Origin of the sequence: Agrobacterium genomosp. 13 str. CFBP 6927 (genome assembly GCA_900012615.1) — a bacterium.
Classification (GTDB): Bacteria; Pseudomonadota; Alphaproteobacteria; order Rhizobiales; family Rhizobiaceae; genus Agrobacterium.
Window position 1 is genome coordinate 1,755,052 of sequence record LT009756.1, and the last position, 26,218, is coordinate 1,781,269.

Here is a 26,218-nt window from a genome sequence, read left to right on the forward strand (position 1 = left end):
CGGGAATAGCTGCGATCCGGTGACCTACGAACATTCCTCCGTCATCCAGCAACGCGTTCGCGACGCACCGATGTGGCGACAGCGCCGAACGCCAGGATTCCGAACGTACCCAGCGCCGCGATGACGAAAAGGGAAATGGTTGTCCCGAAGTGGTTCATGGCGGCTGCGAACGCAAACGGGGCAGTCGCGCCAGTCGCCAACCTTGCCGCCGCCATCTTGCCCGTGATCGCGCCGTAGCCGGCAGACCCGAAGAGATAGAGCGGCAGGCTTCCCTGAGCGATGCTGTTGATCCCTGATCCAAGGCCCAGACAGATGGCGAAAGCCACCGCGCCGGGCAACCAGTCACCCGACATCCCGAGTATCACCGCGCCCGCGACCATGAGCGCCGCGGAGACAATCGCCAGAGCGGGCGGCGACAGGTGCTTTCCGAAGACCATGTTGATCAGACGGCTCATGACCTGTGCTGGACCGAACAGGGAGCCGATCACGACCGCCGCGCTGCCGAGTCCGATCGCGCCGAGCATAGGCACCATATGGGCGAGGATCGCGGCCAGGGAGAAACCCGAGAGCGAGAAGGCAAGAGAGACCAGCAGCATGCTACGGCGGCGCGCCTGGGGTTCGAGAGCGCCGGCGACGACCTCGCGGGTTCTTGTCCCGTCGAGTTTGGAACCACGCCTTCCGTCACGCCTGATCCAGTAGTGCAGTGGCATGCAGACGATAAGGTTCAGAGCGGCGAACACCAGATAGATTTCCCGCCAGGACAAGTATCCGGACAGTGTCGCCGCGATCGGCCAGAAAATGGTGGAGGCAAAGCCGCCGATGAGTGTCAGATAGGTGATGCTGCGTGACGCCGTCCGGGGTTCGCTTTCGACGAGCGTCGCAAAGGCTGCCTGATACTGGACCATCCCGGAGGACACCTCCAGTAGGACGATCGCAAGAGCGAAGAGCGATACGGACGGCGACCATGCACATAGCGCCAGAGTGAAGGCCGCAAGGGCCGATCCCAGCGTCATCACGGTCGCAGCGCCGATCCCGTCCATGTGCCTGCCGATGAACGGAGCAGACAGGCCACCGATGAACAGCGAGACCGAGAAGATGGCGAAGACCCGCTCCACGCTGATGCCGAAATCCTTGGCCATTCCGGGGGCGAGGATGCTGAAGGAATAGTAGAGAGTGCCGTAGCCGATGATCTGCGTGACACCGAGAGCGGAGACGATGCCCGCTGGAACCTTGGTCGAATGCAATGACGTATTCCTTGACAACCTATGCTTCGTTTGAACAGCAACTGGCGGATCGCTCGACGGACCCACGAATGCCGGGATGTCCCGCGCAGCAGTCTTCCATCAGGAACGTCACGAGGTCGGCCAGTGTGTCGTAGCTTGCGCTGTAGAGGATCGAACGCGACTCCCGGCGCTGGACGATGAGACCGGAGCGCTCGAGTTCCTTGAGATGGAACGAGACATTCGATGGCGAGACTCCCATTCGTTCGGCAATAGCGCCGGCGGCTAGACCTTCAGGGCCGGCGACGACCAGGGTCCTCACGATGGAGAGACGGGTTTCCTGTGCGAGTGCGGCGAACGAGGAGAGGGCTTGACGATCATCCATATTTCAATAATCCTTGAATTGTTGAAATCGAGGATATCCACAAATGAGCACGATCGACAATAGCCATTTCGACAAAACCGACATTTCGCTCGGGGAATTACTCGGCAGAGCGGCAGAGACACCGGACCTGCCATTGGTCTTCCTGTACGATGGCAAAACCGTGAAACCTGGCTATCACGTGACCGAGGTCAAAGCTGGCCAGTTCTCCGCGCTCGACTGCGGGGCCAATCCGGAAGCCTGGGCAGAAATCTTCGTACAGCTATGGGACGTCGAGGACGGCGAGCGGACCCACATGACGGCCGGGAAGTTCTCGGCCATCATCAGCAAGGTTTCCGAACACGTCCGTCTCGACGGCTCCGTCAAGCTGACCTTCGAGGTGAGCGACGGCATCCAACCTATGCAACTATTCTGCGCCGACGAACCTGTGGAGGCCGACGGCGTCCTAACTATCTCGCTAGTCCCGAGGCCTGCGAGTTGCAAACCGCGTGACCGCTGGGTGACCGAGGAGACCGCGAGAACAACCGTCTGCTGTGGCACCGCAACCGTTACCCAATGCTGTTCACAATGAGGGTGCCATCGGAGACTGGCAATGTCATTGGTATCGGCGAATAGGCTCCGCATTCGCCAGCGCACTTACTCCCAAGCGCGAGGCAGACCGTTTTTATGCGAACCTGAATCCGAACAATCCTCCGCGATCGGTGTCGTCCAACCTGATGTCCATAATCTTTGACTTTACGTCGAAGTCGTCGTCGAAAGGCAGGCGATCAAACATGTCGGTGTTGAGCATGACTATGTACTGGCCACCGACCTCGTCAACGAGACCAGCCCCAAGTTGGATGGCAGTGGCGATCTGTCTGCTATCTACAGGATCGAAGAGGTGGCTATCGTGGATGAGGAAACCTGGACCGCCGAGGCGTGCCGTTGTGAGTTTATAGAGCGCGTAGTCGAAACAGAAGATTTCCATGTTGGCGATACCGCCGCTCCGGGAGCCATCGATATTCACCCTGAAATGAGGTCCATTCACAGTAGCCTGAACCTCGAACGACGCCCCTCTGTCGGCGTAAAGGGCCTTCTTTGCCTCCATTACGGCCAGCACCATGGCGCTCACGGTTGCTTCACGGGTTCGCAGATCATTCTGCAGGCGGGCCAAAAGGTTACTCTCCTGGATTTTCCTCGCTGCGCGGCCGGCCTCAACCTCAAGAGCGTCTTCATACTGAGTCTGGAGTCGAGCATGTTTTTCGGACTTCTCGGCAGCTACCTTCTGCATGGCGGCCAGATCGCTAAACGCTCCCTTTCCCTTGAGGTCACGAAGGATTTCATCCCTACGCGCACGGGCAGTATTCATCTCGACGGTTACCGTGGAGATACGCCGGCGGATCGCATCCAACTGAGAGGACAGGTGGAAGCGCCGATTGTCCGCCACCGACTGATGGAAATCGGCGATGTCCTCGAAGGATTTCACCACACTACCCGGCAGCTCCGTGCCTGCCGCTCGATACAACGCCGCGACTGCCTCGCCGTCCCCGGGTTTTTCCGCTTCAAGACTTTCCTCGATAAAATCCAGAGAACTCTTGAGCGAGGCTGCTTCGACGCTGAGTTTTTCGAGCAAGTTTTTAGCTTGAGATGCCTCCGCGATCATTTCCTCGTAGTGTTCCGCAACCTGGAAGGAGGCAATCCGCGCTCGTTGGACTTCGGCTTCGTGCGCTGCAAGTGTCATCGCTGATTGGATTGCCGATGACGTGTCCAGATTTTCGGAACGTCGCGCCTTTATCCTCTTCCTCTGAGCAGCAAGATCGCGCTTTTCCCCGCGCTCCAGTTCAAAATCACGAGCGAGAAGCCAATCCAGGCCAAGTAGATAGGAGAGAGCAATCTGCGCGCTGCCATCGGTCTGGTTTTTGGCAGCGAATTTCTCTGGATATTGAAAGCCAATGTCGTCGCGACGCCTGGCAAAGTATGGAAACATCGATCGGAAGGTGGGCGCATGCGGCAGGTTGAAAGGAGTCCCGACAGTGTTCGCGGGGAGACCGAAAACGATATGACCCAACCAGTCACACCATGCTTGGTTTGTTGCCGTCGCATTACCTAGCAGATCACCCTCGTAGATCAGACCTTGCATATCATTTGCAACGACCTGAACGTTCTTGGGATCGGAAACTCGCCGTTCGACGCGAAATGTTATCCCATTGATGTCAAATTCGCCCCAGAACGAGTGTTCGTGCAGTGCTTGGGCCTTGACCACGGAGTTGCGGATTGAGCCGCCGAGGAGAAAATGGATCAGTTCCAGGACGCTGGACTTCCCCGAACTGTTGCGGGTCTTAGTCTCTTCCGAATTTGTCTCCTGCTCGGCGAGGAGGATGTTCAGGCCCTTGTGAAAATTGAGAGTTTTGAACCCCTCGATCGAACTGCCTAGAGCGATAATCATTGCTTGACCCCAGACACAATCGCCAGAAGTCCGTTGCGCATATCGAGCGTGCCGATAGCATACAGGAGGGTTATGGCGAGCAAAAACCAATCATACGTCAGGGGCGCGGCATGAGGTGTTCTCGACGCGGTGACGCGTTCCCAAACTTCGCTGACTGATCGCGGCGTTTCGGTAAGGACTTTGATGATCTCTCCTCCGACAACGATCAATGAACGATCCGCGGTAAGATATTTAGTCGGCAAGATCATAAATTTCGTCCTGATTGGCTTCCTGCCGAGTTTCTTCAAAAATGACGCACGATTCAAAAAGGTCCGCGAGAATTGTCATAGCGGCAAATTCCCTTAGATCGTCGTCGAGATTTCTGACGTTTCCGGCCAGCAATGCTTTCATGGTGTTTAGAATTTGACTCGATGTCATCCCCTCATGCTTCAATTCTTCGTACCGGAGACGAAAAAAAGAAGGGAGCAACAAACTTTGCTTTTCTCCGCCGAGGCGACGCATAACCGCTCTCGAAATTGGGGAGAACATCAGAAAATATTCAAATTGATACGTCCAATGTCTGGAGATGTTGTTCAGCGTGAGCTTATCTCGCGGCACCCGGGAACGACTTGAGTAGGTCTCCATAATCGGCTTGATTTCCTCCATCAACGCCGAAATGAGGTTGTTAACCGCAGCAGGAAGGCGGGCCAGCATCAAATCATCTTGAGCACGCACACCGAGAACCGCAGCGCGATCCTCCTCGGTCATTTTCTTCAGCAGTTGCCGAAAGCTATGCAAGCCGAAGAACCCGGCTTCAACGTTGATCTTTGTCGCACGCGTCTTGATCTGCTCAAGAGAGTCTACTAGCGGCCGAGAAACGCCATCAACCAGATTGTGCGCGAAAAACCATCTCTCCATCGAAGGCGTGGTCTCACACGCGCGATTGAAGTCTGCGGTCATCTTTTTGCAGACCCGGGCGGCATCGATCACATGACCGTTTTCAGCACCATAACACTGGAATACGTCGTTCCCGAGTGCACCGTCCATGCCCCCGTCTCCCTGTGAGCCATGGGGTTTGACAGGGGTGAAACCGTCCCCGTGCACTCGTAGCATGAAATCATTGAACAGCGCTTGAAATCCGTCGCCGTGGGTCATCCTAAGCTTTGCACCGAGTAAGAATTCCCAATATCCGCCCTTATCTACCTCCATAATCCAAGACCCCGAATCGCCACCCCTAACTGTGACCATAGGTTGTCAGTGAATGGTTTGCACATCGTTATCGAGGTGAAACAAAGTCAAATAAGAGCTGGACGCAACAGCTTGTGCCTTGTCGGAGGAAATCGGTGAAAGTTGCCGACAAGTCCCTCTAAGAGATTAAAAATGAAGATTTCTTTGCAGGCTCCCATTAACCAAGATCAACGATGTGCACCAATCCGGGGCACAAAAGGCCCCAATCCGGCTCTGATACTCTATGCAACGCCGAAAAAATCGGTATTGGGAAATCGCTGACCTAAGGAGCCAGGCATGAACGAGATAGGCATACGAGCAAAGTGACCATTCGGACGGATCATCCCGTCTGGAAGCACCGTATGTCGTCATCGTGTTCGAGCCTAAGGAGGGCTTCATGCATTTTGCACGTCAGGTTTCCAAACACATTGCGCTTCACAAGGCAGGTCTCGGCTTCCTGAGCATGCCTCCAATCCAGCCTCGCACCTTCGGTTATGCCAACCGTATGGCCGAGAACGGGCCATCCGATGCCGTGGAATGCGGAATAACGCGGAATCGTCGTCGGAACGACGACTGAAACCAAGTTCTGGAACGAGCCGGTAGCCGAACGTGCCGTGCGCAAGCCGCCGGCTACGCACGCCAAGACTCTGCGCGGTTTCTCGGTCTTCAAGGAAACGGTGGTCTATCACGAGAGCGATCTCGAGCGCCGCGTCTCGAAGGTCCTCCAGCTCCGCAAAGACGTGAAGGCTATCTACTCGCAATTCCCGGTGCTGCTGTATCGCGATGCCGACGGAGTATGGCGCGAGCATATCTGTGACTTCTGCGTGGTTTTCGACGACGGCGAGATTGTAGCCGTCGCGGTGAAACACGCCCGCAAGTCGGAGGTGATGGCGGACTTGCTGAAGCGCATCGAGGCGGAAGGCTTCCTCGGGAAGAACCGGAACGGATCGACGACACCTGGCGCAGTCCACGACATTCGTCTCATGACCGAACGGGAGGCGACATACGGTGCTTATGAAAACGCCGAACGCATCCTGCGCGCCCGTCGAATGCGTGTCGACGCCGAATACGACCGAGCTTTTGAAGCCGTCCAGAAGTTTCATGGCCCCTTTCGCTTCGGTGAACTTCTCCGCGGGTGTGAGAACCGGGCGGCTCGTCGCACGGCACTCCTGTTGCTGATCGACGAGTGTGTCCTTCTGACCGAGACACCCGGCCGGATCGACGATCTGACCATGCTGATGGTCCGCCGATAACCCCCAACCCATCACCCGACTTCCGATCGCCCTAAAAGGAGCCTGCGATGCTAACCGACTTCCAGAGACCCAGCCTCTTCCGCCACGCCGTCGTCAGAATGCGTCACGCCGATCGCTTCACCGATGACGACGTTAACTGGAAACCCAAGAAACGAGACGCCGACGGGTGGACCTTTAGCAACGAGGCGAACGTCAGCGACGAACGCTTCGTGTTGCACGGTGAGGTCTATTCGAAACTCGCCGGCGGAGTTGCCAAAATCCGCTATGGCTACAACGATCCTGAAAACCAGCGTCTGCGCGCGATTTTCGGCGACAACACGTTCTCAGACATTGTCGGTAAGCGCCGCGATCTCGCGCTGTTTCGTGAGAAGCTCATCAAGCGCTTCGATGCAGAATGGCTGACTCTCGGCAAAAAGCCGCGATGGTCGAAGGAGATGTTCGAGGCCAAGCTCAGAGCCTGGCGCAGAGAAATCATCGCCGAGATGCTAGGTCTCGATGACGAGGATACAGACGTCCGCGCCGACGCGATGGTCGAAGTAAAGACCTTTCCGACACCGTCGGTGAAGACGTTCCGTCGCGACTACAAGCGTTATCACGCCTGCGGCGGCGAAGTCCTCGGGATCGTCCACCGCCATCACGGTCCTGGCCTGCACCTTCGCAAGGTTGACGCGGATTCAACGGCGTTCGCCCACAAGCAAGCCCTCCATTACATGACGGACCGTAAGCCCACAATGGCGCAGGTCTACCGTGACTATCTGGCAGCACTGGAGAAGGTGAATGCGGAGCGCACCACGCCGCTACTGAAGGTCACACGTCACAAGTTCGAGACGATGATTTCGAAATTCGACGAGTTCGACAAATGGGACGGCCGCCACGGTCGTGCCTCGGCGCTCAAGCGCTTCGGCATGTCGAAGAGAGGTGGAATCCCCGCGTTGTTCGTCGGCGAGCGCATCGAGATCGACTTCTGGAACGTCGATCTCATGGCCCTCTTCGTTGAAACCGGGATGTGGGACATCCTTCCGCCATCGTACAAAGAGGCGGTGGTCGGCAAGCGCATCTGGTTCGTGGCGGCAATTGATGTTGCCACACGCTACATTCTTGCGTTCAGGGCGAGCGTCAACCCGAACGCCGTTTCGGCAGCGGCGGCCATCCGTATGATCATGTCCGACAAGCGGCACATTTCCGACTTCGTCGGGGCGGAGACGCCGTGGATCGGGATGGTACAGCCGCGCAACATCTTCAGCGACAACGGCACGGAATTTGCCAACGCGCTTGTCGAAGGCATCATGCGCGCGGCGAAGATCACGTTTAACCGGCCGCAGGCGGGCAATCCCAAAGCTCGTCCCTTCATCGAGAGCCTGTTCCACTCCATCGGGCCGCTGATCGCGTCGTTCTTCGACGGCAGAACGTTCGGGTCGATCGCCGAGAAGGGTGATTACAACCCGGAACATCAGATCAGCCTGCAGGTCGACGAGATGATCCAGCTCTTCACCCTGGCGATCTGCGACATCTACCACAACAAGCCGCACAGCGGCCTTGGTGGGGCGTCTCCGCATAACGCCTGGGTTCGCGCCACCCAGGAACACGACATCGAGTTCCCGAGCCAAGACCCCGAATTCATGCTGCATGTCTTCGGTACGAAGTTCAAACGCCGCATCGGGCAATACGGCATCCCATTCATGGGCATCCCGTACGCGAACGAGGAACTGGACCGCCAGCGCAAGAAGTACGGACAGATGGAATTCGAGATCAAGGTTGACCCCGAAAACCTCGAACACATCGCGGTCCGCGGCGACAAGGGCTGGTTCGTCGTCGAGAACAAGGTCGGTATTGCGCGCAACCTGACGCTGGCCGAGTGGATTGTCGCCCGCGCTGACCTGCGGACGCAACACGCCGCGGAGGCGGAGGCAGGTCTGGCGGCGATGTACCGTACCATCAATCGTCTCGCCGAGAGCGGCAGGGCAGCGGCGCTGCGTGCGAACCTGACCCCGCGCAACATGACGGCCGAACACTATGAGGCCCTCGAGGCCGAACTGTTCGGCGCATGGGTCGCCGTGAAGGCGGCGGACACGCCGACCCTTACGCAGGCCTTCGCGCTTCCCGCGGACCCTCTCCGCGAGGGATCGGTATCCGATTCCCGTCTGATCCCCGAATTCCACGCGGAACGCGAACGCGATGCGCGGAAGAAGAAGCGTGCGGCCGCCGTCGACCAGACGCCGCCCGCCGAGACGCCTGCCGAAACCACTGACAACTACTACGAGGAGTACTGAGTATGGAAAACGCCACGAACGTCATCGCTTTCGACGCGATCGCCGACAAGAAGGCTGAAGTCTACAGCGGCTACATCGAACACGCACGCGACACGCGGTTGGGAACGATGCTGCGCGACCTGGTCGAGAACGTGGAGGCTTGCCGCCGTGGCGTGGGATCGCGCCGGCGTGCATTGTTCCTCATCGGGGCCTCGGGCAGCGGTAAGTCCTTCGCGTTGCGCCATCACTTCAGCCGTATCCCCGAATTCCAACCGTGGAAGAACGAGTTCGACGAGACCGTCCGGCCGCTGCTGAGCATCGAGGCACCGAAGCCGTGCACGACGAAAGACTTCGCCATCGCGATCCTGGACGCGATCGGAGTGCCGTCGAAGGCCAAGATGACGGAGGGCCAGCTCTTCGCGACCGTGAAGGCCCAGTTGCGCGAGCGCGGGATCATCTATCTTCACGTGGACGAAGCCCAGCACTTGCTGCGTCACAGCAGCAGCCGCGCGATCCTCGACCTCCAGGACCGCCTCAAGAGCCTGATGCAGATCGAGGACTGGCCGTTGCATACTATCTATTCCGGAATGCCGGAGCTCGCGGAACTGCTCACGGGGGATCAGCAGTTGGCCAACCGTTCGATGGTCATGCGCTTCATTCCTTTGAGCCTGCCCGGAGACAAGGCCAGCATCGCGCAGGTGTTGGCCGACATCGTGGAAGGCAAGTGCGGACTTAACCTAACCGATGAGCTCCGCACCGACGACTTCCTCGGCCGCCTGTGCGCCGCCAACAGCGGGTGCTACGGGAAGATCATCGAGGCAGTCCAGGCGGCGTGCTTCCTCGTCATGCATAAGGGAAAGGGTACGGTGGATCGCCGCGCCTTCGCCCACAACTACCAGCGCGACAGTGGTTGCCTTCCGAGCGATAACGTGTTCACCGCCGCGCGCTGGAGCGAAATCGATCCCGGCAACGCGCTGGCCGACTTGGCTACCGCTGGCAAGGGAGGCAAGTAATGGTTCTGCCCGTAACGCTTCTCCATCATGACGACGAGGCGGCGATCGATCTGGTCGCTCGTCTTGCTAGCGCCAACGGATACCCGTCGCTGCGGGAGTTTCTTGCGCATACGGATACCACGGCCAATGCCATCGTCCACGGAGATATGGATGCCCTGTCGTTTGTCAGCGAGTGGTCTGGGGTGCCAGTCGCTGCGCTGGGAAAACTGGCCGCGAGGGCGTCTGGGGCCGGCGGCACCTGGCAGATGGGCTGTGCAACCCTCAGCAAGGACATGCGGCCGGGCCGAATGCATCGCTTCTGCGCCCAATGCGTGCTGGAAGACCGAGAAAGGGAGGCGGGACGTTTGGCGTCCCGTGCCTATCGCCGTGCGTGGTGGACCATTCGCGGGATCGAAGGATGTCCAGTTCACGGCTGCCGGCTAACGGAAGTGGCAGTGGATGCCGCCGAGGACATCCACGACTTCCCGCAGTTCGTGAATGCCAATCTCAGATTGATCGAGGACGCCGCGGCGGCTTCAGTACCGAGCCGCCAGCCTCGACTGGATGCGTATCTGCGCGACAGGGTGTTCCTGGTCGGAGGGGATGGCTTCCTCGGCAGGCTCGACGCACATGTCGCTGCCGAGCTCTCTCGATATCTCGGTGACTTTCTGGTCCTTCACGACATCAAGGCGTGGATGCACGACGGGACCGACCTTCGCGAATGGGGATTCAATCTCGCATTAGCGGGCGAAGGTGAAATCCGTCGCATCATCGGGAAAGTCATCGATGATAAGCGCCCGAAAACGCAGCATGTCGAGTTGGTTCTCGGGCCTATGGTGAGGTGGCTGCGCCGCAACCTCGTCAAGGAGGCGTATGGGCCTGTGATCGATCTCATGCAGGATATCCTCGAGCGCAACATGCCGTTCGGAGAGGGGCAGACCATCTTCAAGCCCGTCAAAACCCGGCACTTCCATAGTGTGAGCTCCGCGCACGCCGAGTATGGTCTTACCCACGATCGGATCAGGGCTTTGATGAAGGCAAACGATCCTGACTTTCGTGACGGCCTATCTGACGCTTCCACATACTTCGATGCTGCCGCCTTGCGGCCGATCCTTCAAGCGGCGCGCGATACGCTGAACAGCAGGGAGGCAGGAGACGTTTTGGGTGTCAGCGAAGAAATGGTACACGGTCTTTTGACCGTCGGTGTCCTGACGCAAGTCGAGAAGCGAGCCGACGGCGAGCGAGCCTTCGTGAGAATCGAAATGAGTGCGTTGGACGCTCTGGTTCAATCTCTCGAGGACAAATCGACCGCTGCAGTCGGCACAGAGGGTTTGGTGTCGCTTGCCTCAGCCGCTCCAGTGTTTCGCCAACCGTTCAACCGACTCGTGGAAATGGTCCTGGATGGAGGTGTCGAGGCATTCATCGTTTCCGGTGGCGGACCAATCTTCGAACGGGTCCATATTGCTTCACCGACCCCCGCGTCCGCAGAGGCCCGAAAAGAACAGAAAAAAGGCACCCCCTTGGCCGGAGGCGACGACGAACTGATGCGGCTCAAGGAGGCTGAACTCGCGCTCGGCACAACGACCATGACGGTCGCGGACCTCATCAAGCGCGGTTACCTCCGTCAGCAAACCGTCCGCCGGAAAACGGGGCATGTTGTGAAGTTCATTGAGCGGCAGTCCCTGGCAGAGTTCCATGCGGCGCATGCTTCCCTGACGGAGATCGCCAAATCTCGCCAAGGCTACAGGGCCGCGATCAAGGTTGAATTGGAGAATGCCGGCATCGCACCGATCTTCGAACCCGAGGGGTTCATCGCACGCTTTTACAGAAGATCAGACCTGATCCAGGCTGGCATTCGTCTCTAGCGAAGTCTTACATTTTGACACTTTGAGGCCCGCTCCGGCGGGCTTTTTTGCGCCCTATCTGGAAATGTGCCCAAATCAAACGCAGCGGAATGCCCGCATCTGTTTAGAAGGTCAAAAAATTCCCATGTGAATTCAATGGGGTCTTTTTGCAAAATGGACAAACCAAGACCGCGTAATCATACAGTCTGCTTGTTGATTCCTAGCGTCGTTTCTTAATTTTGCAGGTTGACTAGGCCCCGCGCTCACTGAGGCCGTGTATTTGATGTCTTTCAAAAACGGTGAGTTATTCTCTATCCGTTTGAAATTTCTCCTTTTTTTACTCTCCCGTTTTCCCCAGCCCACAAACACAATATCATGTGGTTAAAAATAGGTTTCAATATATGGCTTGACCTTAAGCCCTTTGGGTATGCATATCGTCATTGTGGTGCCAGCGAATATTTTTAGCTGGAGAACCCTATGAAGAACTTCCTCAAATTTAGACACGGTAACACCGAAGGTGAAGCTAGCGGCATTCTCGGTATACTCCTTTTGTCCGCTCTTACACTAGCCTTCAGATACCCGTGGACGGTGAGCTTTATTTTGAGCCTTGCTGGTGGCGGAGCCAGCTACCTTTGGATGCCACGCTAACAAACCCGTCAATTAGGCCACTTCCCTGTGTTAGCATCAGTGAGATTGATACGGGCGCAAGAATTGCCTACGTCATCACTAGACCACCGGAGTGTACATTTTTAACAGAATGCACCGCCGACGATCCATATACACGCTGGACTGCGCCTCGCTACCCCTGCCCCATCAACGTGAAATACCCCCACACCGCCACAAAAAACGCAATGATAGCCACAATCGTCAGAGCCTTTTTTGCTTTTGGCCCCAGCGGTTCGCGCGGTTTTTTCGGCGGCACCGGTTTGCGGAACTTCACCACATTGTCGTTCATTCTATCTTCGTCCTGCATGTCGCTGCTGAAACCGGTGCCACATCAATGGCATCGACCTTTACGGATTCCTATCTACCAGACCAGAGCTATCATAAATATTACCAAGTTTTCACTTCCTCCTTGGGGCAAGCTATGTCACTTCCCACAATCAGAGGAATACAAACAGCGACAGACGGACCGGAAAACAGGGTTGGCGACAATCCCCTGTGGTATTTTGAATTTTGCGGGTGACGAGAATGAATGATGCCAACACCAATGGCCGCGACACGGAAAACAGTCAGCCCGATCTGCGGGAGATTCTGGGCACGAACAGGTCCGGCAGGAAGAAGAAGTCGCGCCGGTATCTCTATGCAGCAGCAGCCATCGTGTTGATCGGCGGCGGACTTGGCTATTATTACCAATCCCGCGCAGCAGGCGTCGCCTATAATTACACCACGGAAGCGGCGCGTCAGGGCGATCTTTCCGTCATCGTCACCTCCACCGGTTCGGTTCAGCCGACGGATCAGGTCGATATATCGAGCGAATTGTCCGGCACGGTGCGCAAGGTCAACGTCACCTATAACAGCCCGGTCAAATCAGGCGATATCCTTGCCGAACTCGACACCAACAAGCTGGAAGCCGACGTGCAGAGCGCCCGCGCCAAGCTTGCCTCCGCCAAGGCCAATGTGCTGAAAGCACGCGCCGATCTCGGCTCGGCAAAGACATCCATGGAGCGTCTGAGATCACTGGTGCAGAACCGGGTCTCCAGCCAGCAGGATCTCGACGCCGCGCAGTTCAGCCACGATGCCGCCGCGGCCACGCTTGAAGTCAACGAGGCCACCGTGCTTTCGGCGGAAGCGGATTTGAGGCTTGCCGAGGTCAATCTCGGCAAGGCCAAGATTGTCTCGCCCATCGATGGCGTCATCCTCACCCGCAGCGTCGATCCCGGCGCCACCGTCGCCTCCTCGCTCAATGCCCCTGTTCTCTTCACCATCGCCGGCGATCTGCGCCACATGGAGCTGCAGGTCTCGGTGGATGAGGCCGATGTCGGCAAGGTCGAAACCGGCCAGAAGGCCAATTTTAACGTCGATGCCTATCCCGACCGCAGCTTTCCGGCTGAGATCGAAACCGTCCGCTTCGCCTCGGAAACCGTATCCAACGTGGTGACCTACAAGGGCATATTGACCGTCGACAATGAGGAGTTGCTGCTGCGCCCGGGCATGACGGCGACCGCCAACATCATCGTCGAGGAAATCAAGGATGCCCTGCTGGTGCCGAATTCCGCGCTCCGTTATACGCCGCCGCGCGAATCCGCCTCCCGTGGTGGCGGGTTGATGAGCCTGTTCCGCCCGCCGCGCATGGGCCGCTCGCAAAACCGCGACGCCGGCCCGGCGGCAACGGCCAAAAGAACGGTCTGGGTGCTGCGCAACAACAATCCGGTCTCCGTCGCCATCGAAACCGGTTCCACCGACGGCCAGCATACCGTGGTGAAATCGGGCGAGTTGAAAGCCGATGATCAGGTGATTACCGACGCCACGGCCCGCAACGCCGGCTGACGGAGGACAAGCCCATGCAACAGCCGCCGCTCATCGAATTCCGCAATGTCGTCAAGCAATATGGCCGCGGCGAAGCGACGATCCGCGCGCTTGACGGCGTCAGCCTGTCGATCCGCGAAAAGGAATTCGTCGCCATCATGGGACCATCGGGCTCGGGCAAATCCACGTCGATGAACATTATCGGCTGTCTGGATGTGCCCACAGCTGGCGAATATCTGTTTCAGGGCGTGCCGACCAGCGGCTTCGACAATGAACATCTGACGCTGCTGCGCCGGCACATGCTCGGCTTCGTGTTTCAGGGCTTCAATCTGCTGTCGCGCACCTCGGCGGTGGAAAATGTCGAGCTGCCGCTGGTCTATCGCGGCATGAAGGCCTCGGAACGGCGCGCTCGCGCCATGGAGGCGCTGGCGCAGGTGGGTCTGAAAGGCCGCGAGGATCACACCACGCAGGAGCTTTCCGGCGGCCAGCAGCAGCGTGTGGCCATTGCCCGCGCCATCGTCACCCGCCCTGCCCTGCTTCTCGCTGACGAGCCGACCGGCAATCTCGATACGAAAACCAGCGCCGAGATCATGGATCTTATCACCTCCCTCAACCGCGACAGAGGCATCACGGTCGTTATGGTCACCCATGAAGAGGATATCGCGGCCCATGCCGGGCGTCTCCTGCGTTTCGTCGATGGCCATCTTGCCTCCGACAGCGCAACGGACAAAAAGGAGACCGCCGATGTTCTTTGAAACGTCGCGTCTTGCGCTGCGCGCCATCAGCCGCAACCTGCTGCGCTCCTTCCTCACCGTGCTCGGCGTCGTCATCGGCGTGGCCGCCGTCATCGCCATGGTCACCATCGGCAATGGCACGACGGAACAGGTGAAATCGGAACTGTCGCGACTCGGCACCAACATGCTGTTCGTGCGCCCCGGCCAGTTCGGGCCCGGAAGGGCGAGCACCGAAGCCAAGCGCTTCGATGATCGCGATGTCGAGGCCATTCGCAACCAGATCAGCGGTGTGCGTGCCGTGGCGCCGCAGAACCGCAGCTCCGCCGCCACCGTCATTTTCGGCGGCAAGAACCACCAGACAAGCGTCATCGGCACCACCAACGACTATCTGATCGCGCAGGACTGGACCATTGCGCTCGGGCGCGATTTCCAGCCCGCCGAAGATCGCGGCGGCCAGATCGGCTGTATCATCGGCGAAACGGTGCGGCAGGAACTCTTCGGTGCAGAGAACCCGGTGGGGCAGACGATCCGCGTCAGCAACATCTCCTGCCCCGTCATCGGTGTGCTGGGCAGGAAAGGCCAATCAGGCCTCGGCGACGATCAGGACGACACGGTCATCATGCCGCTGAAAATCCATCAGCGGCGCATCGGCGGCACCACCACCATTTCCTCGATCATGGTCTCGGCGCAGGACGGGGTTTCGACTGCGAAGGTGCAGAGCGACCTGCAGAACCTTCTGCGCGAACGCCGCCGCATCGGCATCGGCCGCGAGGATGATTTCACCGTCAACGACATGACACAGATCGCCTCGGCCATGACCGGCACGACGACACTGCTGACCGGGCTTTTGGGCGCAGTCGCAGCCGTCAGCCTGCTGGTTGGCGGCATCGGCATCATGAACATCATGCTGGTCTCGGTGACGGAACGCACCCGCGAGATCGGCATTCGTCTCGCCATCGGCGCGCTGGAGAAGCAGGTCCTGACGCAGTTTCTGGTGGAAGCCGTGATGCTCTCCGCCTTGGGCGGCATCGTCGGCATCCTGACCGGCCTTGGTCTGGCTTACGGCGTGGTCAGTTTTCTCAACGTGCCCTTCGTCACCAGCCCGTCGATCATCTTCCTCGCCTTCGCCTTCTCGGCGGCCATCGGGGTGATTTTCGGCTATTTCCCGGCGCGACGAGCAGCAAGCCTGAGCCCGATCGAGGCTTTGCGGCACGAGTGAGACAAGCCGTCGAGGCTGCAACGGCTTCGACGGAACAGGTTGATGATTTACGGAGGGCTTCGATGTTCAAATCGGTATCGGACAGCGCCGCCGCCGCGGACGGCGGTTCACTCGCGCTCTTCGTGGAACGAATTGACGGACAGACGGAGGTGTTTGTGATCAATCGCTCCCTCGCATCACGCGGAACGCCTGACTATAACAAGGTCAGCTCAAGCCTGCGGTCACTTGCCGATCAGGATTGCGCGATGATCGCGGCGGCTCTCGAGCGGCTGTTGACAACGACGCCATCGGTTCATCCGCTGGCGGATTTCATCGATACGCTGAAAAAGCAATCATGATCCTTCGAAAGCTGATTTGCGCGTGGCGCAGTTTGCAGAAAAACAATCTGAAACCTCTCATCCGTCATCCTCGGGCTTGACCCGGGGATCTACAAACGTCTCAAGGGATTTTACGGGGATGGATCCTCGGGTCAAGCCCGAGGATGACGTCGTGTTTGTGGGAGCGCTGTGTGCATAGGAAAGGTCTGTCTTTCCCTCGCAGAGATAGCGTAACCAATCAAACGCTGGCTTCAGCCTCACGCTGCTTTGCCAGCGCCGCCAGATCGGCCGGCTTCAGCTCAACCGATTCACCGCAGCCGCAGGCGGATGTCTGGTTCGGATTGTTGAAGGTGAAACCGGAGCGCATCTTGGTCACTTCGAAATCCATCTGCGTGCCGAGCAGATAAAGCACGGCGGAAGGCTGAACCCAGACCTTTGCGCCTTCGAATTCAACCAGATCGTCCTTCGCATCCGGCTCGGTCACGAGGTCGATGGTATATTCCATGCCCGCGCAGCCGCCCTTCTTGATGCCGACGCGCACGCCCCTGGCATCCGGTCCGGAATTTTCGACGATTGCTTTAACGCGCGAGGCAGCAGCCCCGGTCATGGTCATGATCGCAAAGCCCATGGGCTTAATTCTCCTTCGACAATCGAGTTCAAGGCTCGATGCTTATGGATTTCAATTTAGTAGCGCCTGAGAGTGTCATCAAGGGATGACATCAGTCAAATCACGTCAGTACCAACCGACAGCGACCTGTGCTTCTTCCGACATGCGGTCCGGCGTCCATGGCGGATCGAAGGTCATTTCGACCACGACACCGGAGACACCCTCGACGGCGCCCACGGCATTTTCCACCCAGCCTGGCATTTCACCGGCCACCGGGCAACCGGGCGCCGTCAGCGTCATGACGATCTTGACCATCCGGTCATCCTCGATGTCGATCTTGTAGACGAGACCGAGTTCGAAAATATCGGCCGGAATTTCCGGATCGTAGACGGTCTTCAGCGCCGCGATCACGTCATCGCTGAGGCGCGCCAGTTCGTCAGGCGGGATAGACGACGGCTTTGCCGCGTCTTCGGTCGTATCCTGGGTCTTTGCAGTGGCTTCGGCAGTCATGGTCTTAAACCTCAATCCTGATCTCTTATCCCGATATCAGGCGAAAAATTTGCGCGCATATTCCAGCGCCTCAACAAGAGAGTCTACTTCGGCGCGGGTATTGTAAAGGCCGAACGATGCCCGGCATGTGGAGGTGACGCCAAAGCGTTTCAAGAGCGGCATGGCGCAATGGGTGCCCGCACGCACGGCAACGCCGCGCCGGTCGATCACCATCGAGACATCATGGGCGTGAATACCCTCAAGCTCGAAGGAGAAGATGCCGCCCTTGTCAGGCGCATTGCCGATGATGCGCAGCGAATTGATCTCGCGCAGACGCTCGGCGGCGTAAGCGGCAAGATCGGCCTCATGCGCGGCAATCGCGGCGCGGCCGAGATTATCCATGTAATCCAGCGCGTAACCGAGGCCGATGGCCTGCACGATGGGCGGCGTACCGGCTTCGAAACGGTGCGGCGGCTCGTTATAGGTCACATTGTCTTCGGTAACGTCGAGGATCATCTCCCCACCGCCCTGGAACGGCCGCATCTCGCGCAAGCGGTCAGCCTTGCCATAGAGCACACCGATGCCCGAGGGACCGTAAAGCTTGTGGCCGGTCATCACATACCAGTCGCAATCGATATCGCGCACATCGACCGGCATGTGAACCGCGCCCTGCGAACCATCGATCAACACCGGAATGCCCCGCTCATGCGCGATACGGCAGATTTCCTTGACCGGCACGATGGTGCCGAGCGCATTCGACATATGGGTGATGGCAACGAGCTTGGTGCGCTCCGTCAGGCTCTTTTCGAAAGCCTCGATGTGGAACGCGCCGTCATCATCGACTGGCACCCAGACGAGCTTTGCGCCCTGCCGCTCGCGGATAAAATGCCATGGCACGATGTTGGAGTGATGCTCCATGATCGAAATGACGATCTCGTCGCCTTCGCCGATCTTCGGCATGCCGTAACCGTAAGCGACCGTGTTGATCGCTTCCGTTGAGGATTTGGTGAAGACGATTTCGTCCACCGAACCGGCGTTCAGGAAACGGCGCACCTTTTCGCGCGCCGCCTCATAGGCGTCGGTTGCGGCATTGGAAAGGAAATGCAGGCCGCGATGCACATTAGCGTATTCGTTCGCATAAGCATGCGAAACGGCGTCGATCACCACCTGCGGTTTTTGAGCGGACGCGCCGTTGTCGAGATAGACCAGCGGCTTGCCATAGACCTCGCGCGACAGGATCGGGAAATCCTTGCGCACGGCCTCGATATCATAAGGGGCCGCCAATGCGGCGCGTTCGCTCTCAGGCATGATGTTCCAGCCAGCCGGAGATGATCGTCTCCAGCGCCTCTACCAGATTTTCTTCTTCCAGTTCCTCGACGATCTCGGCAACGAAGGCGTTGACGAGCATCGCCCGTGCCTTCGCCCGCGGCACGCCGCGCGCCATCAGGTAATAGAGATGATTGTCGCTGATATCGGCAACCGTCGCACCATGGCCGCACTGAACGTCGTCAGCGAAGATTTCCAGTTCCGGCTTTGCCGAGAATTCGCCATCGTCGGACATCAGAAGCGTATTGCACGCCATCTTCGCGTCGGTCTTCTGGGCATCGGGCGCCACCCGGATCATGCCCTGGAAAATACCCTTTGCACGGTCGAACACCACGTTGCGGAACACTTCCGTCGAGGTCGTGTTCGGCACGTTGTGGCCGAGAACCATCGTCACGTCGGTATGGGTTTCGCCGCCCAGAAGGTTAACGCCGCGAACGATGAGGTCAGTGCCCTCGCCTTCCACATCGATGCGCAGCTCCTGACGCACCAGCTTGCCGCCGGCATTGACAATGAACAGGCGAATCTTGGCGTCCGCAGCGATTTTCATGCGCAGCTGGCCAAGATGGATATCGGCCGCACCCTGTTGCTGCAGGATGATCCAGGTCACTTCCGCACCGTCTTCAACGACGATGTCGCTGACGGAGGAAACGAAGGCTGCATCCGAAGTCACCGAAAGGTGACGCTCGATGACGGTTGCCTTGGAACCCTTGCCGAAACGGACCGGGAAGCGGCTGTGAACCTGGCCTGCGCCATGGACCGCCTGCAATTCGATCGGCTTCTCGATATCGGCATCGGCCGGGATCTCGAGCACCAGACCATCGCGCACGAAGCTGCCGTTGATGCGGCCGATCGCGTCATCCTTGCTGGCTTCCGCAAGGCCTGCGGCCGCGGAACCGTCAGCCAGGCTTTCGGCAAAGCGCGACACGCGGATGTCTTCGATCTTGCCGATATCGGCCGTCCCGTGCTGCATATAGGCAACCAGAGAGCCGGCAACCGTTGGTGTCTGCTTTTCAATAACAGGCGCGGGCCGGTCTTCCGGAACGGCGCGCAGCAGGCTTTTCAGATCGGTATAGTGCCACGCCTCGATGCGGCGGGTCGGAAGACCACCGGTCTTCAGATCGTCAAACAGCACGTCACGCGCGGCGACAACAGCGCCGTCGCCCGGCAATTCGCTGAACTTGGCGGTGTAAGCGTCGACCAGCGCGGTTTCCGCTGGCGTCAGCCGGTTGGTAGCTTGAATGTTCATGGACATCACCTCCTGGCCCGACTTAGGCCGCTTCACCGATGATGTCGGCGTAACCGTTGTTTTCCAGTTCCAGCGCCAGCGCCTTGTCACCCGAGCGGATGATCTTGCCCTTGTAGAGAACGTGAACGCTGTCAGGCACGATGTAATCCAGCAGGCGCTGATAGTGGGTGATGACGACGGTAGCGCGATCCGGCGACTTCAGCGCATTGACGCCATCAGCAACGATCTTCAGCGCGTCGATGTCGAGGCCGCTATCGGTTTCGTCGAGAACGCAGAGCTTCGGCTCCAAGAGCGCCATCTGCAGGATCTCGGCGCGCTTCTTCTCACCGCCGGAGAAGCCGACGTTCAGCGGACGCTTCAGCATCTCCATGTCGATCTTCAGATCGCCGGCGGCTTCCTTGACGCGGCGGATGAAATCCGGCGTCGTCAGCTCGGACTCGCCGCGCGCCTTGCGCTGCTCGTTCATCGCAACCTTCAGAAACTGCATGGTGGCGACGCCGGGAATTTCGACCGGGTACTGGAAAGCAAGGAAGATGCCCTTGGCGGCGCGCTCGGCGGCATCCAGTTCCAGAATGCTTTCGCCGTTATAGAGAATGTCACCAGAGGTGACTTCGTAATCTTCGCGGCCCGACAGGATGTAGGACAGCGTCGACTTGCCGGAACCGTTCGGGCCCATGATGGCGGCGACTTCACCAGCGGCAACCTTCAGGTTGAGGCCCTTGATGATCTCGGTTTCGGTATCGGCGATCTTTGCGTGCAGGTCGATGATTTCAAGCATGTTCAATTCTCTCGATCTTGTTTTCTCTTTCTGGAAGAGAAACGTTCAAATATCTCTGGTCTCAGTGCATCGGTCAGCCAGAATATCGCTGCCAACGCCAGACCGCTGCCTATCAGAAGAGGCTTGGCGAATGTCCACCCCGCCAGCAGCCCGCCAACTCCCACAAAAACTCCGCACATCGATACGAATATGCAAAGTAATATGAGGAGCGCAGGGCCGCCGAGTCGGGATGTCTCCATCAGCCGACCGAACCTTCCAGCGAAATGCCGATCAGCTTCTGCGCTTCCACGGCAAATTCCATTGGCAGTTCCTGAATGACTTCCTTGACAAAGCCGTTGACGATCAGCGCGATCGCCGCTTCCTCGGGAATGCCGCGCTGCAGGCAGTAGAACAGCTGGTCTTCGGAAATCTTCGACGTCGTCGCCTCGTGTTCGAAATGCGCAGAGGAGTTCTTCGCTTCGATATAGGGCACGGTATGCGCGCCGCATTTGTCGCCGATCAGAAGCGAGTCGCACTGCGTAAAGTTACGCGTGTTGGTCGCCTTGCGGTGGGCCGAAACCTGGCCGCGATAGACGTTTTCCGAAAAGCCGGCGGCAATGCCCTTGGCGATGATGCGGCTCGACGTGTTCTTGCCGAGATGGATCATCTTGGTGCCGCTGTCGATCTGCTGATGGCCGTTGGAGACCGCGATCGAATAGAACTCGCCACGGCTGTCATCACCGCGCAGGATGCAGGACGGGTATTTCCAGGTGATGGCCGAGCCGGTTTCCACCTGCGTCCACGAAATCTTCGAACGGTTGCCGCGGCAATCGCCACGCTTGGTCACGAAGTTGTAGATGCCGCCCTTGCCTTCCTTGTCGCCCGGATACCAGTTCTGGACGGTGGAATATTTGATTTCGGCATCATCAAGCGCCACCAGTTCGACAACCGCCGCGTGAAGCTGGTTCTCGTCGCGCTGGGGAGCGGTGCAGCCTTCCAGATAGGAGACGTAAGCACCCTCTTCGGCGATGATCAGCGTGCGCTCGAACTGGCCGGTGTTCTTTTCATTGATGCGGAAATAGGTGGAAAGCTCCATCGGGCAGCGAACACCCTTGGGCACGAAGACGAAGGAACCGTCGGTGAAGACAGCCGAGTTCAGCGTCGCGTAGAAATTGTCCGTCGTCGGAACGACCGAGCCGAGATATTTCTTCACCAGTTCCGGGTGCTCGCGCACGGCTTCCGAAATCGACATGAAGATGACGCCGGCTTTCGCCAGTTCCGCCTTGAAGGTGGTGACGACGGAGACGCTGTCGAACACGGCGTCCACCGCAACCTGGCGCTTTTCGACGCCGGCGAGGATTTCCTGTTCCTTCAGCGGAATGCCGAGCTTTTCATAGACCTTCAGAAGCTCCGGATCGACTTCATCGAGCGACTTCGGGCCGGGCGTGCTTTTCGGCGCCGCGTAATAATAGAGATCGTTGAAGTCGATCTTGGGGTAGCTGACGCGTGCCCATGTCGGCTCTTCCATCGTCAGCCAGCGCTTGTAAGCCTCAAGACGCCATTCCAGCATCCATTCCGGCTCCTGCTTCTTGGCCGAGATGAAACGGATCACCTCTTCCGAAAGGCCCTTCGGGGCCTTGTCGACTTCGATATTGGTTTCGAAGCCATATTTATACTGGTCCACATCGATCTGGCGGACCTGATCGATCGTTTCCTGAACCGCTGCCATGTCGTTCTCCAATCTCGCCGGAGCCAAGGTCCGGTGGCTTGTCAACGTATCAAGGCGGAAAGCCGCCTTATCCATCTTCGGGCAATGTCACCGCGCCGTTAAGCGGGGCGGAGCTTATACCCATGTAAGTGCGGGATGGCGCTTTTCACACATCCCGGCAAGCGGAAAATTGCTATTCCGCAATTCTTTGCCGCATTTTAAGCGGCCTGACCGGAAAGCCTGCGCCGCCCGGCAATTTTCGTGAACGCCGCAAGCGTCCGTTCTATATCGGCCTCATCAGTCGCATGGCCAAGGGAAATCCTGAGTGCGCCAAGCTTGGGATCACGCCCCATAGCCGTCAGCACATGGCTTTCCCCCACCTTGCCGGATGAGCAGGCCGAACCGGCAGAGAGCGCAATGCCTTCAATATCGAAAGCGATCTGCCCCGTTTCCGCCTTCAGGCCCGGCAGGGTGAAAAACGTGGTATTGCCAACGCGGGCAACGTCCTCGCCGTGAATGATCACGTCAGGCGCACTCACCCGCATGCCGTCTTCCAGCCGCGACCGCAGAGCGGCAAGACGCGCCGCTTCAATCTCGAGATTCAGGGCAGCCACAGCGGCAGCGGCACCAAAACCGATGACAGACAGGGTATTTTCCGTGCCGGAACGATGCCCCTTCTCCTGCCCGCCGCCATGGATAAGCGGCTTCGGCATCATCACCTCGCCGCGCGAGACCAGCGCGCCAGCCCCTTTGGGGCCACCGAGCTTGTGGGACGAGATGACCAGGAAATCGGCATCGAGCGCATTGATATCGAGCAGAACCCGGCCTGCCGCCTGCACGGCGTCGACGACCATCAATCCGCCTGCCGCGTGCACCAGCCGCGCCGCTTCCGCCACCGGCTGGAGGATGCCGGTTTCGTTATTCACCAGCATGCAGGCAACCATCGGCAGGCCGGTGGAAGCATCATGCGAAGACAGCAGCGCCTCAAATGCGGCAAGATCGATGACACCCGCTGACGTAACGGGAATTTCCGTAACGTCAGCCTTGCCGAACCGGCCGCCTTCGCGAAAGGCGGGGTGCTCGATTGCGGAGACGTAAAGACGGCCATAGCGCACGGGAGCGCGCCCCATCCTGAACTCAGGTGTCAGCACCAGATTGGCGGCTTCCGTCGCGCCGCTGGTAAAGGTGACATGGGCGGCCTGCGCACCGGCAAGCGCTGCAACCTCGCGGCGGGCGGCCTCGACGGCAGCGCGTGCCGCACGCCCTTCCCGATGAACCGAAGACGGGTTGCCGGAAAGATCGAGCGCCGACACAAGGACATCACGCACGGCGGGCAGAAGCGGCGCCGTGGCGTTCCAGTCCATATATGTGCGCGTCAAACCCGTCATGGCGATGAGGCTTTATCCAATCTTCAATGCGCAAAAACGCATTTTTCTTGAAATTACAGTTGCGCTTGTCTTATGACACCACCCGAGTGCTTAAGCACACGCAAAGTTTCGAATTATTCTAAACTGCGTTCTAGAAAAGATGACACAGTTCGTCAAGTCTTCTCATCGGAAGAATGCGGTTGGAGAATGAAAAAACACGACCGGAGTACCAATGCCCGAAGTCATCTTTAACGGCCCTGCGGGTCGCCTCGAAGGCCGTTATCAACCCTCCAAGGAAAAGAGCGCGCCGATAGCGATCATCCTTCATCCGCACCCGCAGTTTGGCGGCACGATGAACAACCAGATCGTCTACCAGCTCTTCTATCTTTTCCAGAAGCGCGGCTTCACGACGCTCCGGTTCAATTTCCGCTCCATCGGCCGCAGCCAGGGCGAATTCGACCATGGCGCCGGCGAGCTTTCCGATGCCGCCTCCGCTCTCGACTGGGTGCAGAGCCTGCATCCCGATTCGAAGAGCTGCTGGGTGGCCGGTTATTCCTTCGGCGCCTGGATCGGCATGCAGCTTCTGATGCGCCGCCCGGAAATCGAAGGCTTCATGTCGATTGCGCCGCAGCCCAATACCTACGACTTCTCCTTCCTTGCTCCCTGCCCGTCGTCGGGCCTCATCATCAATGGCGATAGCGACAAGGTTGCACCTGAAAAGGACGTCAACGGCCTGGTGGAAAAGCTGAAGACCCAGAAGGGCATCCTCATCACCCACCGCACGCTTCCCGGCGCCAACCACTTCTTCAACGGCAAGGTGGATGAGCTGATGGGCGAATGCGAGGACTATCTCGACCGCCGCCTCAACGGCGAACTGGTGCCGGAACCGGCGGCCAAGCGTATTCGGTGATTGGCTGCGCCTCTTGGCGGGCGGCTCGATTTTTCTAAAATGATCGCCGGTGGGTGCGGTTTACCCCCCTCTGCCCTGCCGGGCATCTCCCCCTCAAGGGGGGAGATCAGCAAGAGGCTTGCTCTTCGCCTCGGCTGCGACGTTCAAGATGGTCGAAAGGTCGCCACGCTTCGATCTCCCCCCTTGAGGGGGAGATGCCCGGCAGGGCAGAGGGGGGTAAGCCACAACCGCCGTCTTCTACTAAACCCTCGCCAAAACCCCACCCGTTACCGGCTCCCTCACCCCCGTCGTACCGGGATAGGTCAGCGGCAGCCCCTTCAGCGAGCGCACGGCCAGATAGGCCCAGGCCTCCGCCTCCATCGCCCCGCCGTCGAAACCCGCCTCCTCCGCCGCGATCACCCGTGCGCCGACCTTTTCGGCAAGGTCCGAAAACTCCGCCATGATCACCGGGTTCAATCGACCGCCGCCACAAACGACATAGGTCTTCGCCGCTTCGGGCAGATAACTCGCCGACTTCAGAATCGCCGCCCCTGTCAGATGCGCCAGCGTCCGCGCCCCATCCGCCAGCGAGACTTCCCCTTTTTTCGGCGGCACAAAATCACCGCGGTCCAGCGATCGGCGAATATTCGCCGAAAAGAACGGGCTTTCCATATAACGCGCCACCAGCGACACGACGACGCTGCCGCCCGCCGCCGTCTTGCCGCCTTTGTCGAAGGCCTTTCCCGTATGCGCCTCGATCCACTGGTCGATCAGCATGTTGCCGGGGCCGCTGTCGAAGGCGGCAAGCCGCACTCCCTCGCCAATATAGGTCAGATTGGAAATGCCGCCGATATTGACGAAAACGGCGGGCGTTTCGAACCCATCAGGCAGATTGGCGGAGAGCGCCATGTGATAGGCGGGGATCAGCGGCGCGCCCTGCCCGCCATGCACCATGTCGTTGGCCCGCATGTCGTAAACCACATCGATGCCGGTTTCGGAGGCCAGCAGTGGTCCGTCACCGATCTGCACGGTCAGCGCCTCATCCGGCCGGTGCAGCACCGTCTGGCCGTGAAAGCCGATCACATCGATATCGCCTGGCTGGAGCCGGTGACGATGGAGAAAGGATTTGACCGCCGCCGCATGGGCAAGCGTCAGCTTGCGCTCGGCCTCACCCAGATCGCCGGGACGTTCGCGCCGTTCACGAATGGCTTTGGCCGTGACCAATGCCTTCTGCCAGATGGCGCGCAGGCCCGGATCATAGGGGAAATACCCACTCGGCCCATGCCGAACCACGCTCTCGCCATCCGTGCGCAAAAGGGCGATATCAATGCCGTCCATCGATGTGCCGCTCATCAGCCCGATTGCCGTTTTGACCTCGCCCACCTGCCGCTCCCCTGTAATCACGAATCATCATGGAGTGAATCCCGACATTCATGGCCGAAACGGGTGCACATTTCAAAAAACAATGATAAAGGCGCGATGGTCATTGGTTTTCGATGGCCGCAAAGATCAAACCAGA

At 58.8% G+C, this 26,218-nt stretch carries 24 protein-coding genes; 10 read left to right on the forward strand and 14 right to left on the reverse strand.

The features are described 5' to 3' along the window. Positions 1-41 precede the first annotated feature (41 nt). Positions 42-1,244 (reverse strand): arsenite efflux MFS transporter ArsK, encoded by a 1,203-nt coding sequence (arsK, locus tag AGR13A_RS08760; protein ID WP_080834799.1) that lies wholly within the window; start codon positions 1,242-1,244, stop codon positions 42-44. A gap of 19 nt (positions 1,245-1,263) precedes the next feature. Then, the gene (locus AGR13A_RS08765) at positions 1,264-1,605 is read right to left on the reverse strand and encodes an ArsR/SmtB family transcription factor (protein WP_035242396.1); all 342 of its coding nucleotides are present in this window, start codon (positions 1,603-1,605) and stop codon (positions 1,264-1,266) included. 43 nt (positions 1,606-1,648) lie between these two features. Here AGR13A_RS08765 and AGR13A_RS08770 point away from each other — a divergent pair, with 43 nt between their 5' ends. After that, positions 1,649-2,173 carry a DUF6428 family protein gene (locus AGR13A_RS08770; RefSeq protein WP_080834801.1) on the forward strand — a complete coding sequence of 175 codons (525 nt, stop codon included), beginning with the start codon at positions 1,649-1,651 and terminating at the stop codon, positions 2,171-2,173. A gap of 93 nt (positions 2,174-2,266) precedes the next feature. On the opposite strand, the gene AGR13A_RS08775 is transcribed toward AGR13A_RS08770, so the two are convergent. Genes AGR13A_RS08775 through AGR13A_RS08785 form a run of 3 tightly spaced genes read right to left on the reverse strand, consistent with a single transcriptional unit; the run spans position 2,267 to position 5,053 of the window. Beyond that, a complete protein-coding gene (locus AGR13A_RS08775; RefSeq protein WP_308400187.1) occupies positions 2,267-4,027 on the reverse strand; it encodes a DUF2326 domain-containing protein in 1,761 nt (586 codons plus the stop codon). Continuing rightward, positions 4,024-4,275: an ABC-three component system middle component 6 gene (locus AGR13A_RS08780; RefSeq protein WP_080834803.1), complete on the reverse strand. Its 252-nt coding sequence runs from the start codon at positions 4,273-4,275 to the stop codon at positions 4,024-4,026. The genes AGR13A_RS08775 and AGR13A_RS08780 overlap by 4 nt, the downstream gene beginning before the upstream one ends. Next, positions 4,259-5,053 carry an ABC-three component system protein gene (locus AGR13A_RS08785; protein WP_139786039.1) on the reverse strand — a complete coding sequence of 265 codons (795 nt, stop codon included), beginning with the start codon at positions 5,051-5,053 and terminating at the stop codon, positions 4,259-4,261. The genes AGR13A_RS08780 and AGR13A_RS08785 overlap by 17 nt, the downstream gene beginning before the upstream one ends. A 794-nt stretch (positions 5,054-5,847) precedes the next feature. Between AGR13A_RS08785 and AGR13A_RS08795 the strand changes: the two genes are divergently transcribed. From AGR13A_RS08795 to AGR13A_RS08810, 4 genes are read left to right on the forward strand one after another with little or no spacing between them, the layout of a single operon-like run. Next, complete coding sequence (locus AGR13A_RS08795; protein ID WP_080834809.1) at positions 5,848-6,486, forward strand: hypothetical protein; 639 nt, start codon at positions 5,848-5,850, stop codon at positions 6,484-6,486. Between the two features lie 47 nt (positions 6,487-6,533). Continuing rightward, entirely contained in the window at positions 6,534-8,756 is a 2,223-nt protein-coding gene (locus AGR13A_RS08800) for a Mu transposase C-terminal domain-containing protein (RefSeq protein ID WP_080834811.1), read from the forward strand. A gap of 2 nt (positions 8,757-8,758) precedes the next feature. Further along, complete coding sequence (locus AGR13A_RS08805; RefSeq protein WP_080834813.1) at positions 8,759-9,748, forward strand: ATP-binding protein; 990 nt, start codon at positions 8,759-8,761, stop codon at positions 9,746-9,748. Beyond that, positions 9,748-11,592: a TniQ family protein gene (locus AGR13A_RS08810; RefSeq protein ID WP_080834815.1), complete on the forward strand. Its 1,845-nt coding sequence runs from the start codon at positions 9,748-9,750 to the stop codon at positions 11,590-11,592. Before AGR13A_RS08805 ends, AGR13A_RS08810 begins: the two co-directional genes overlap by 1 nt. A gap of 778 nt (positions 11,593-12,370) precedes the next feature. Here AGR13A_RS08810 and AGR13A_RS08815 read toward each other — a convergent pair. Then, entirely contained in the window at positions 12,371-12,526 is a 156-nt protein-coding gene (locus AGR13A_RS08815) for a hypothetical protein (protein WP_080836705.1), read from the reverse strand. Positions 12,527-12,762: 236 nt separating this feature from the next. Here AGR13A_RS08815 and AGR13A_RS08820 point away from each other — a divergent pair, with 236 nt between their 5' ends. The 4 genes from AGR13A_RS08820 to AGR13A_RS08835 all read left to right on the forward strand — a co-directional run bounded on the left by AGR13A_RS08820 (position 12,763) and on the right by AGR13A_RS08835 (position 16,331). Continuing rightward, positions 12,763-14,061, forward strand: a complete 1,299-nt coding sequence (locus AGR13A_RS08820; protein WP_003495419.1) for an efflux RND transporter periplasmic adaptor subunit — start codon at positions 12,763-12,765, stop codon at positions 14,059-14,061. Positions 14,062-14,075: 14 nt separating this feature from the next. Next, on the forward strand, positions 14,076-14,795 hold the full coding sequence (locus AGR13A_RS08825; RefSeq protein WP_003495418.1) for an ABC transporter ATP-binding protein: 720 nt from the start codon (positions 14,076-14,078) through the stop codon (positions 14,793-14,795). After that, positions 14,785-15,993: an ABC transporter permease gene (locus AGR13A_RS08830; protein WP_080834817.1), complete on the forward strand. Its 1,209-nt coding sequence runs from the start codon at positions 14,785-14,787 to the stop codon at positions 15,991-15,993. The genes AGR13A_RS08825 and AGR13A_RS08830 overlap by 11 nt, the downstream gene beginning before the upstream one ends. 62 nt (positions 15,994-16,055) lie before the next feature. After that, positions 16,056-16,331 (forward strand): hypothetical protein, encoded by a 276-nt coding sequence (locus AGR13A_RS08835; protein WP_080834819.1) that lies wholly within the window; start codon positions 16,056-16,058, stop codon positions 16,329-16,331. 217 nt (positions 16,332-16,548) lie between these two features. On the opposite strand, the gene sufA is transcribed toward AGR13A_RS08835, so the two are convergent. From sufA to AGR13A_RS08875, 7 genes are all read right to left on the reverse strand, one after another. After that, positions 16,549-16,938, reverse strand: coding sequence for a Fe-S cluster assembly scaffold SufA (sufA, locus tag AGR13A_RS08840; RefSeq protein ID WP_059760334.1), 390 nt, complete (start codon positions 16,936-16,938; stop codon positions 16,549-16,551). A gap of 105 nt (positions 16,939-17,043) precedes the next feature. Further along, positions 17,044-17,427 carry an SUF system Fe-S cluster assembly protein gene (locus tag AGR13A_RS08845; protein WP_003495414.1) on the reverse strand — a complete coding sequence of 128 codons (384 nt, stop codon included), beginning with the start codon at positions 17,425-17,427 and terminating at the stop codon, positions 17,044-17,046. Positions 17,428-17,463: 36 nt separating this feature from the next. Then, positions 17,464-18,714, reverse strand: coding sequence for a cysteine desulfurase (locus AGR13A_RS08850; protein ID WP_080834821.1), 1,251 nt, complete (start codon positions 18,712-18,714; stop codon positions 17,464-17,466). Beyond that, positions 18,707-19,978 (reverse strand): Fe-S cluster assembly protein SufD, encoded by a 1,272-nt coding sequence (gene sufD / locus AGR13A_RS08855; RefSeq protein WP_080836707.1) that lies wholly within the window; start codon positions 19,976-19,978, stop codon positions 18,707-18,709. The genes AGR13A_RS08850 and sufD overlap by 8 nt, the downstream gene beginning before the upstream one ends. Positions 19,979-20,000: 22 nt before the next feature. After that, positions 20,001-20,756 (reverse strand): Fe-S cluster assembly ATPase SufC, encoded by a 756-nt coding sequence (gene sufC, locus AGR13A_RS08860; RefSeq protein ID WP_003522658.1) that lies wholly within the window; start codon positions 20,754-20,756, stop codon positions 20,001-20,003. 238 nt (positions 20,757-20,994) lie between these two features. Continuing rightward, positions 20,995-22,464: a Fe-S cluster assembly protein SufB gene (gene sufB, locus AGR13A_RS08870; RefSeq protein ID WP_006698793.1), complete on the reverse strand. Its 1,470-nt coding sequence runs from the start codon at positions 22,462-22,464 to the stop codon at positions 20,995-20,997. Positions 22,465-22,661: 197 nt separating this feature from the next. After that, positions 22,662-23,831 carry a cysteine desulfurase family protein gene (locus tag AGR13A_RS08875; protein WP_080834825.1) on the reverse strand — a complete coding sequence of 390 codons (1,170 nt, stop codon included), beginning with the start codon at positions 23,829-23,831 and terminating at the stop codon, positions 22,662-22,664. Between the two features lie 211 nt (positions 23,832-24,042). Here AGR13A_RS08875 and AGR13A_RS08880 point away from each other — a divergent pair, with 211 nt between their 5' ends. Then, a complete protein-coding gene (locus tag AGR13A_RS08880) occupies positions 24,043-24,720 on the forward strand; it encodes an alpha/beta hydrolase (protein WP_020012833.1) in 678 nt (225 codons plus the stop codon). 240 nt (positions 24,721-24,960) lie between these two features. Here the strand turns inward: AGR13A_RS08880 and AGR13A_RS08885 are convergent, their stop codons facing one another. Beyond that, on the reverse strand, positions 24,961-26,082 hold the full coding sequence (locus AGR13A_RS08885; protein WP_080834827.1) for an anhydro-N-acetylmuramic acid kinase: 1,122 nt from the start codon (positions 26,080-26,082) through the stop codon (positions 24,961-24,963). Between the last annotated feature and the right edge of the window lie 136 nt (positions 26,083-26,218).

Coding starts and splice junctions, on each gene's coding strand:
- AGR13A_RS08785 (WP_139786039.1), bottom strand. CDS start 5,053: ATGGACGGTGCACTCGGGAACGACGTATTCCAGTGTTATGGTGCTGAA.
- AGR13A_RS08775 (WP_308400187.1), bottom strand. CDS start 4,027: ATGATTATCGCTCTAGGCAGTTCGATCGAGGGGTTCAAAACTCTCAAT.
- AGR13A_RS08765 (WP_035242396.1), bottom strand. CDS start 1,605: ATGGATGATCGTCAAGCCCTCTCCTCGTTCGCCGCACTCGCACAGGAA.
- AGR13A_RS08845 (WP_003495414.1), bottom strand. CDS start 17,427: ATGACTGCCGAAGCCACTGCAAAGACCCAGGATACGACCGAAGACGCG.
- AGR13A_RS08875 (WP_080834825.1), bottom strand. CDS start 23,831: ATGACGGGTTTGACGCGCACATATATGGACTGGAACGCCACGGCGCCG.
- AGR13A_RS08880 (WP_020012833.1), top strand. CDS start 24,043: ATGCCCGAAGTCATCTTTAACGGCCCTGCGGGTCGCCTCGAAGGCCGT.
- AGR13A_RS08800 (WP_080834811.1), top strand. CDS start 6,534: ATGCTAACCGACTTCCAGAGACCCAGCCTCTTCCGCCACGCCGTCGTC.
- sufD (WP_080836707.1), bottom strand. CDS start 19,978: ATGAACATTCAAGCTACCAACCGGCTGACGCCAGCGGAAACCGCGCTG.
- AGR13A_RS08780 (WP_080834803.1), bottom strand. CDS start 4,275: ATGATCTTGCCGACTAAATATCTTACCGCGGATCGTTCATTGATCGTT.
- AGR13A_RS08835 (WP_080834819.1), top strand. CDS start 16,056: ATGTTCAAATCGGTATCGGACAGCGCCGCCGCCGCGGACGGCGGTTCA.
- AGR13A_RS08850 (WP_080834821.1), bottom strand. CDS start 18,714: ATGCCTGAGAGCGAACGCGCCGCATTGGCGGCCCCTTATGATATCGAG.
- AGR13A_RS08830 (WP_080834817.1), top strand. CDS start 14,785: ATGTTCTTTGAAACGTCGCGTCTTGCGCTGCGCGCCATCAGCCGCAAC.
- sufA (WP_059760334.1), bottom strand. CDS start 16,938: ATGGGCTTTGCGATCATGACCATGACCGGGGCTGCTGCCTCGCGCGTT.
- sufB (WP_006698793.1), bottom strand. CDS start 22,464: ATGGCAGCGGTTCAGGAAACGATCGATCAGGTCCGCCAGATCGATGTG.
- AGR13A_RS08770 (WP_080834801.1), top strand. CDS start 1,649: ATGAGCACGATCGACAATAGCCATTTCGACAAAACCGACATTTCGCTC.
- AGR13A_RS08805 (WP_080834813.1), top strand. CDS start 8,759: ATGGAAAACGCCACGAACGTCATCGCTTTCGACGCGATCGCCGACAAG.
- AGR13A_RS08820 (WP_003495419.1), top strand. CDS start 12,763: ATGAATGATGCCAACACCAATGGCCGCGACACGGAAAACAGTCAGCCC.
- AGR13A_RS08815 (WP_080836705.1), bottom strand. CDS start 12,526: ATGAACGACAATGTGGTGAAGTTCCGCAAACCGGTGCCGCCGAAAAAA.
- AGR13A_RS08825 (WP_003495418.1), top strand. CDS start 14,076: ATGCAACAGCCGCCGCTCATCGAATTCCGCAATGTCGTCAAGCAATAT.
- AGR13A_RS08810 (WP_080834815.1), top strand. CDS start 9,748: ATGGTTCTGCCCGTAACGCTTCTCCATCATGACGACGAGGCGGCGATC.
- sufC (WP_003522658.1), bottom strand. CDS start 20,756: ATGCTTGAAATCATCGACCTGCACGCAAAGATCGCCGATACCGAAACC.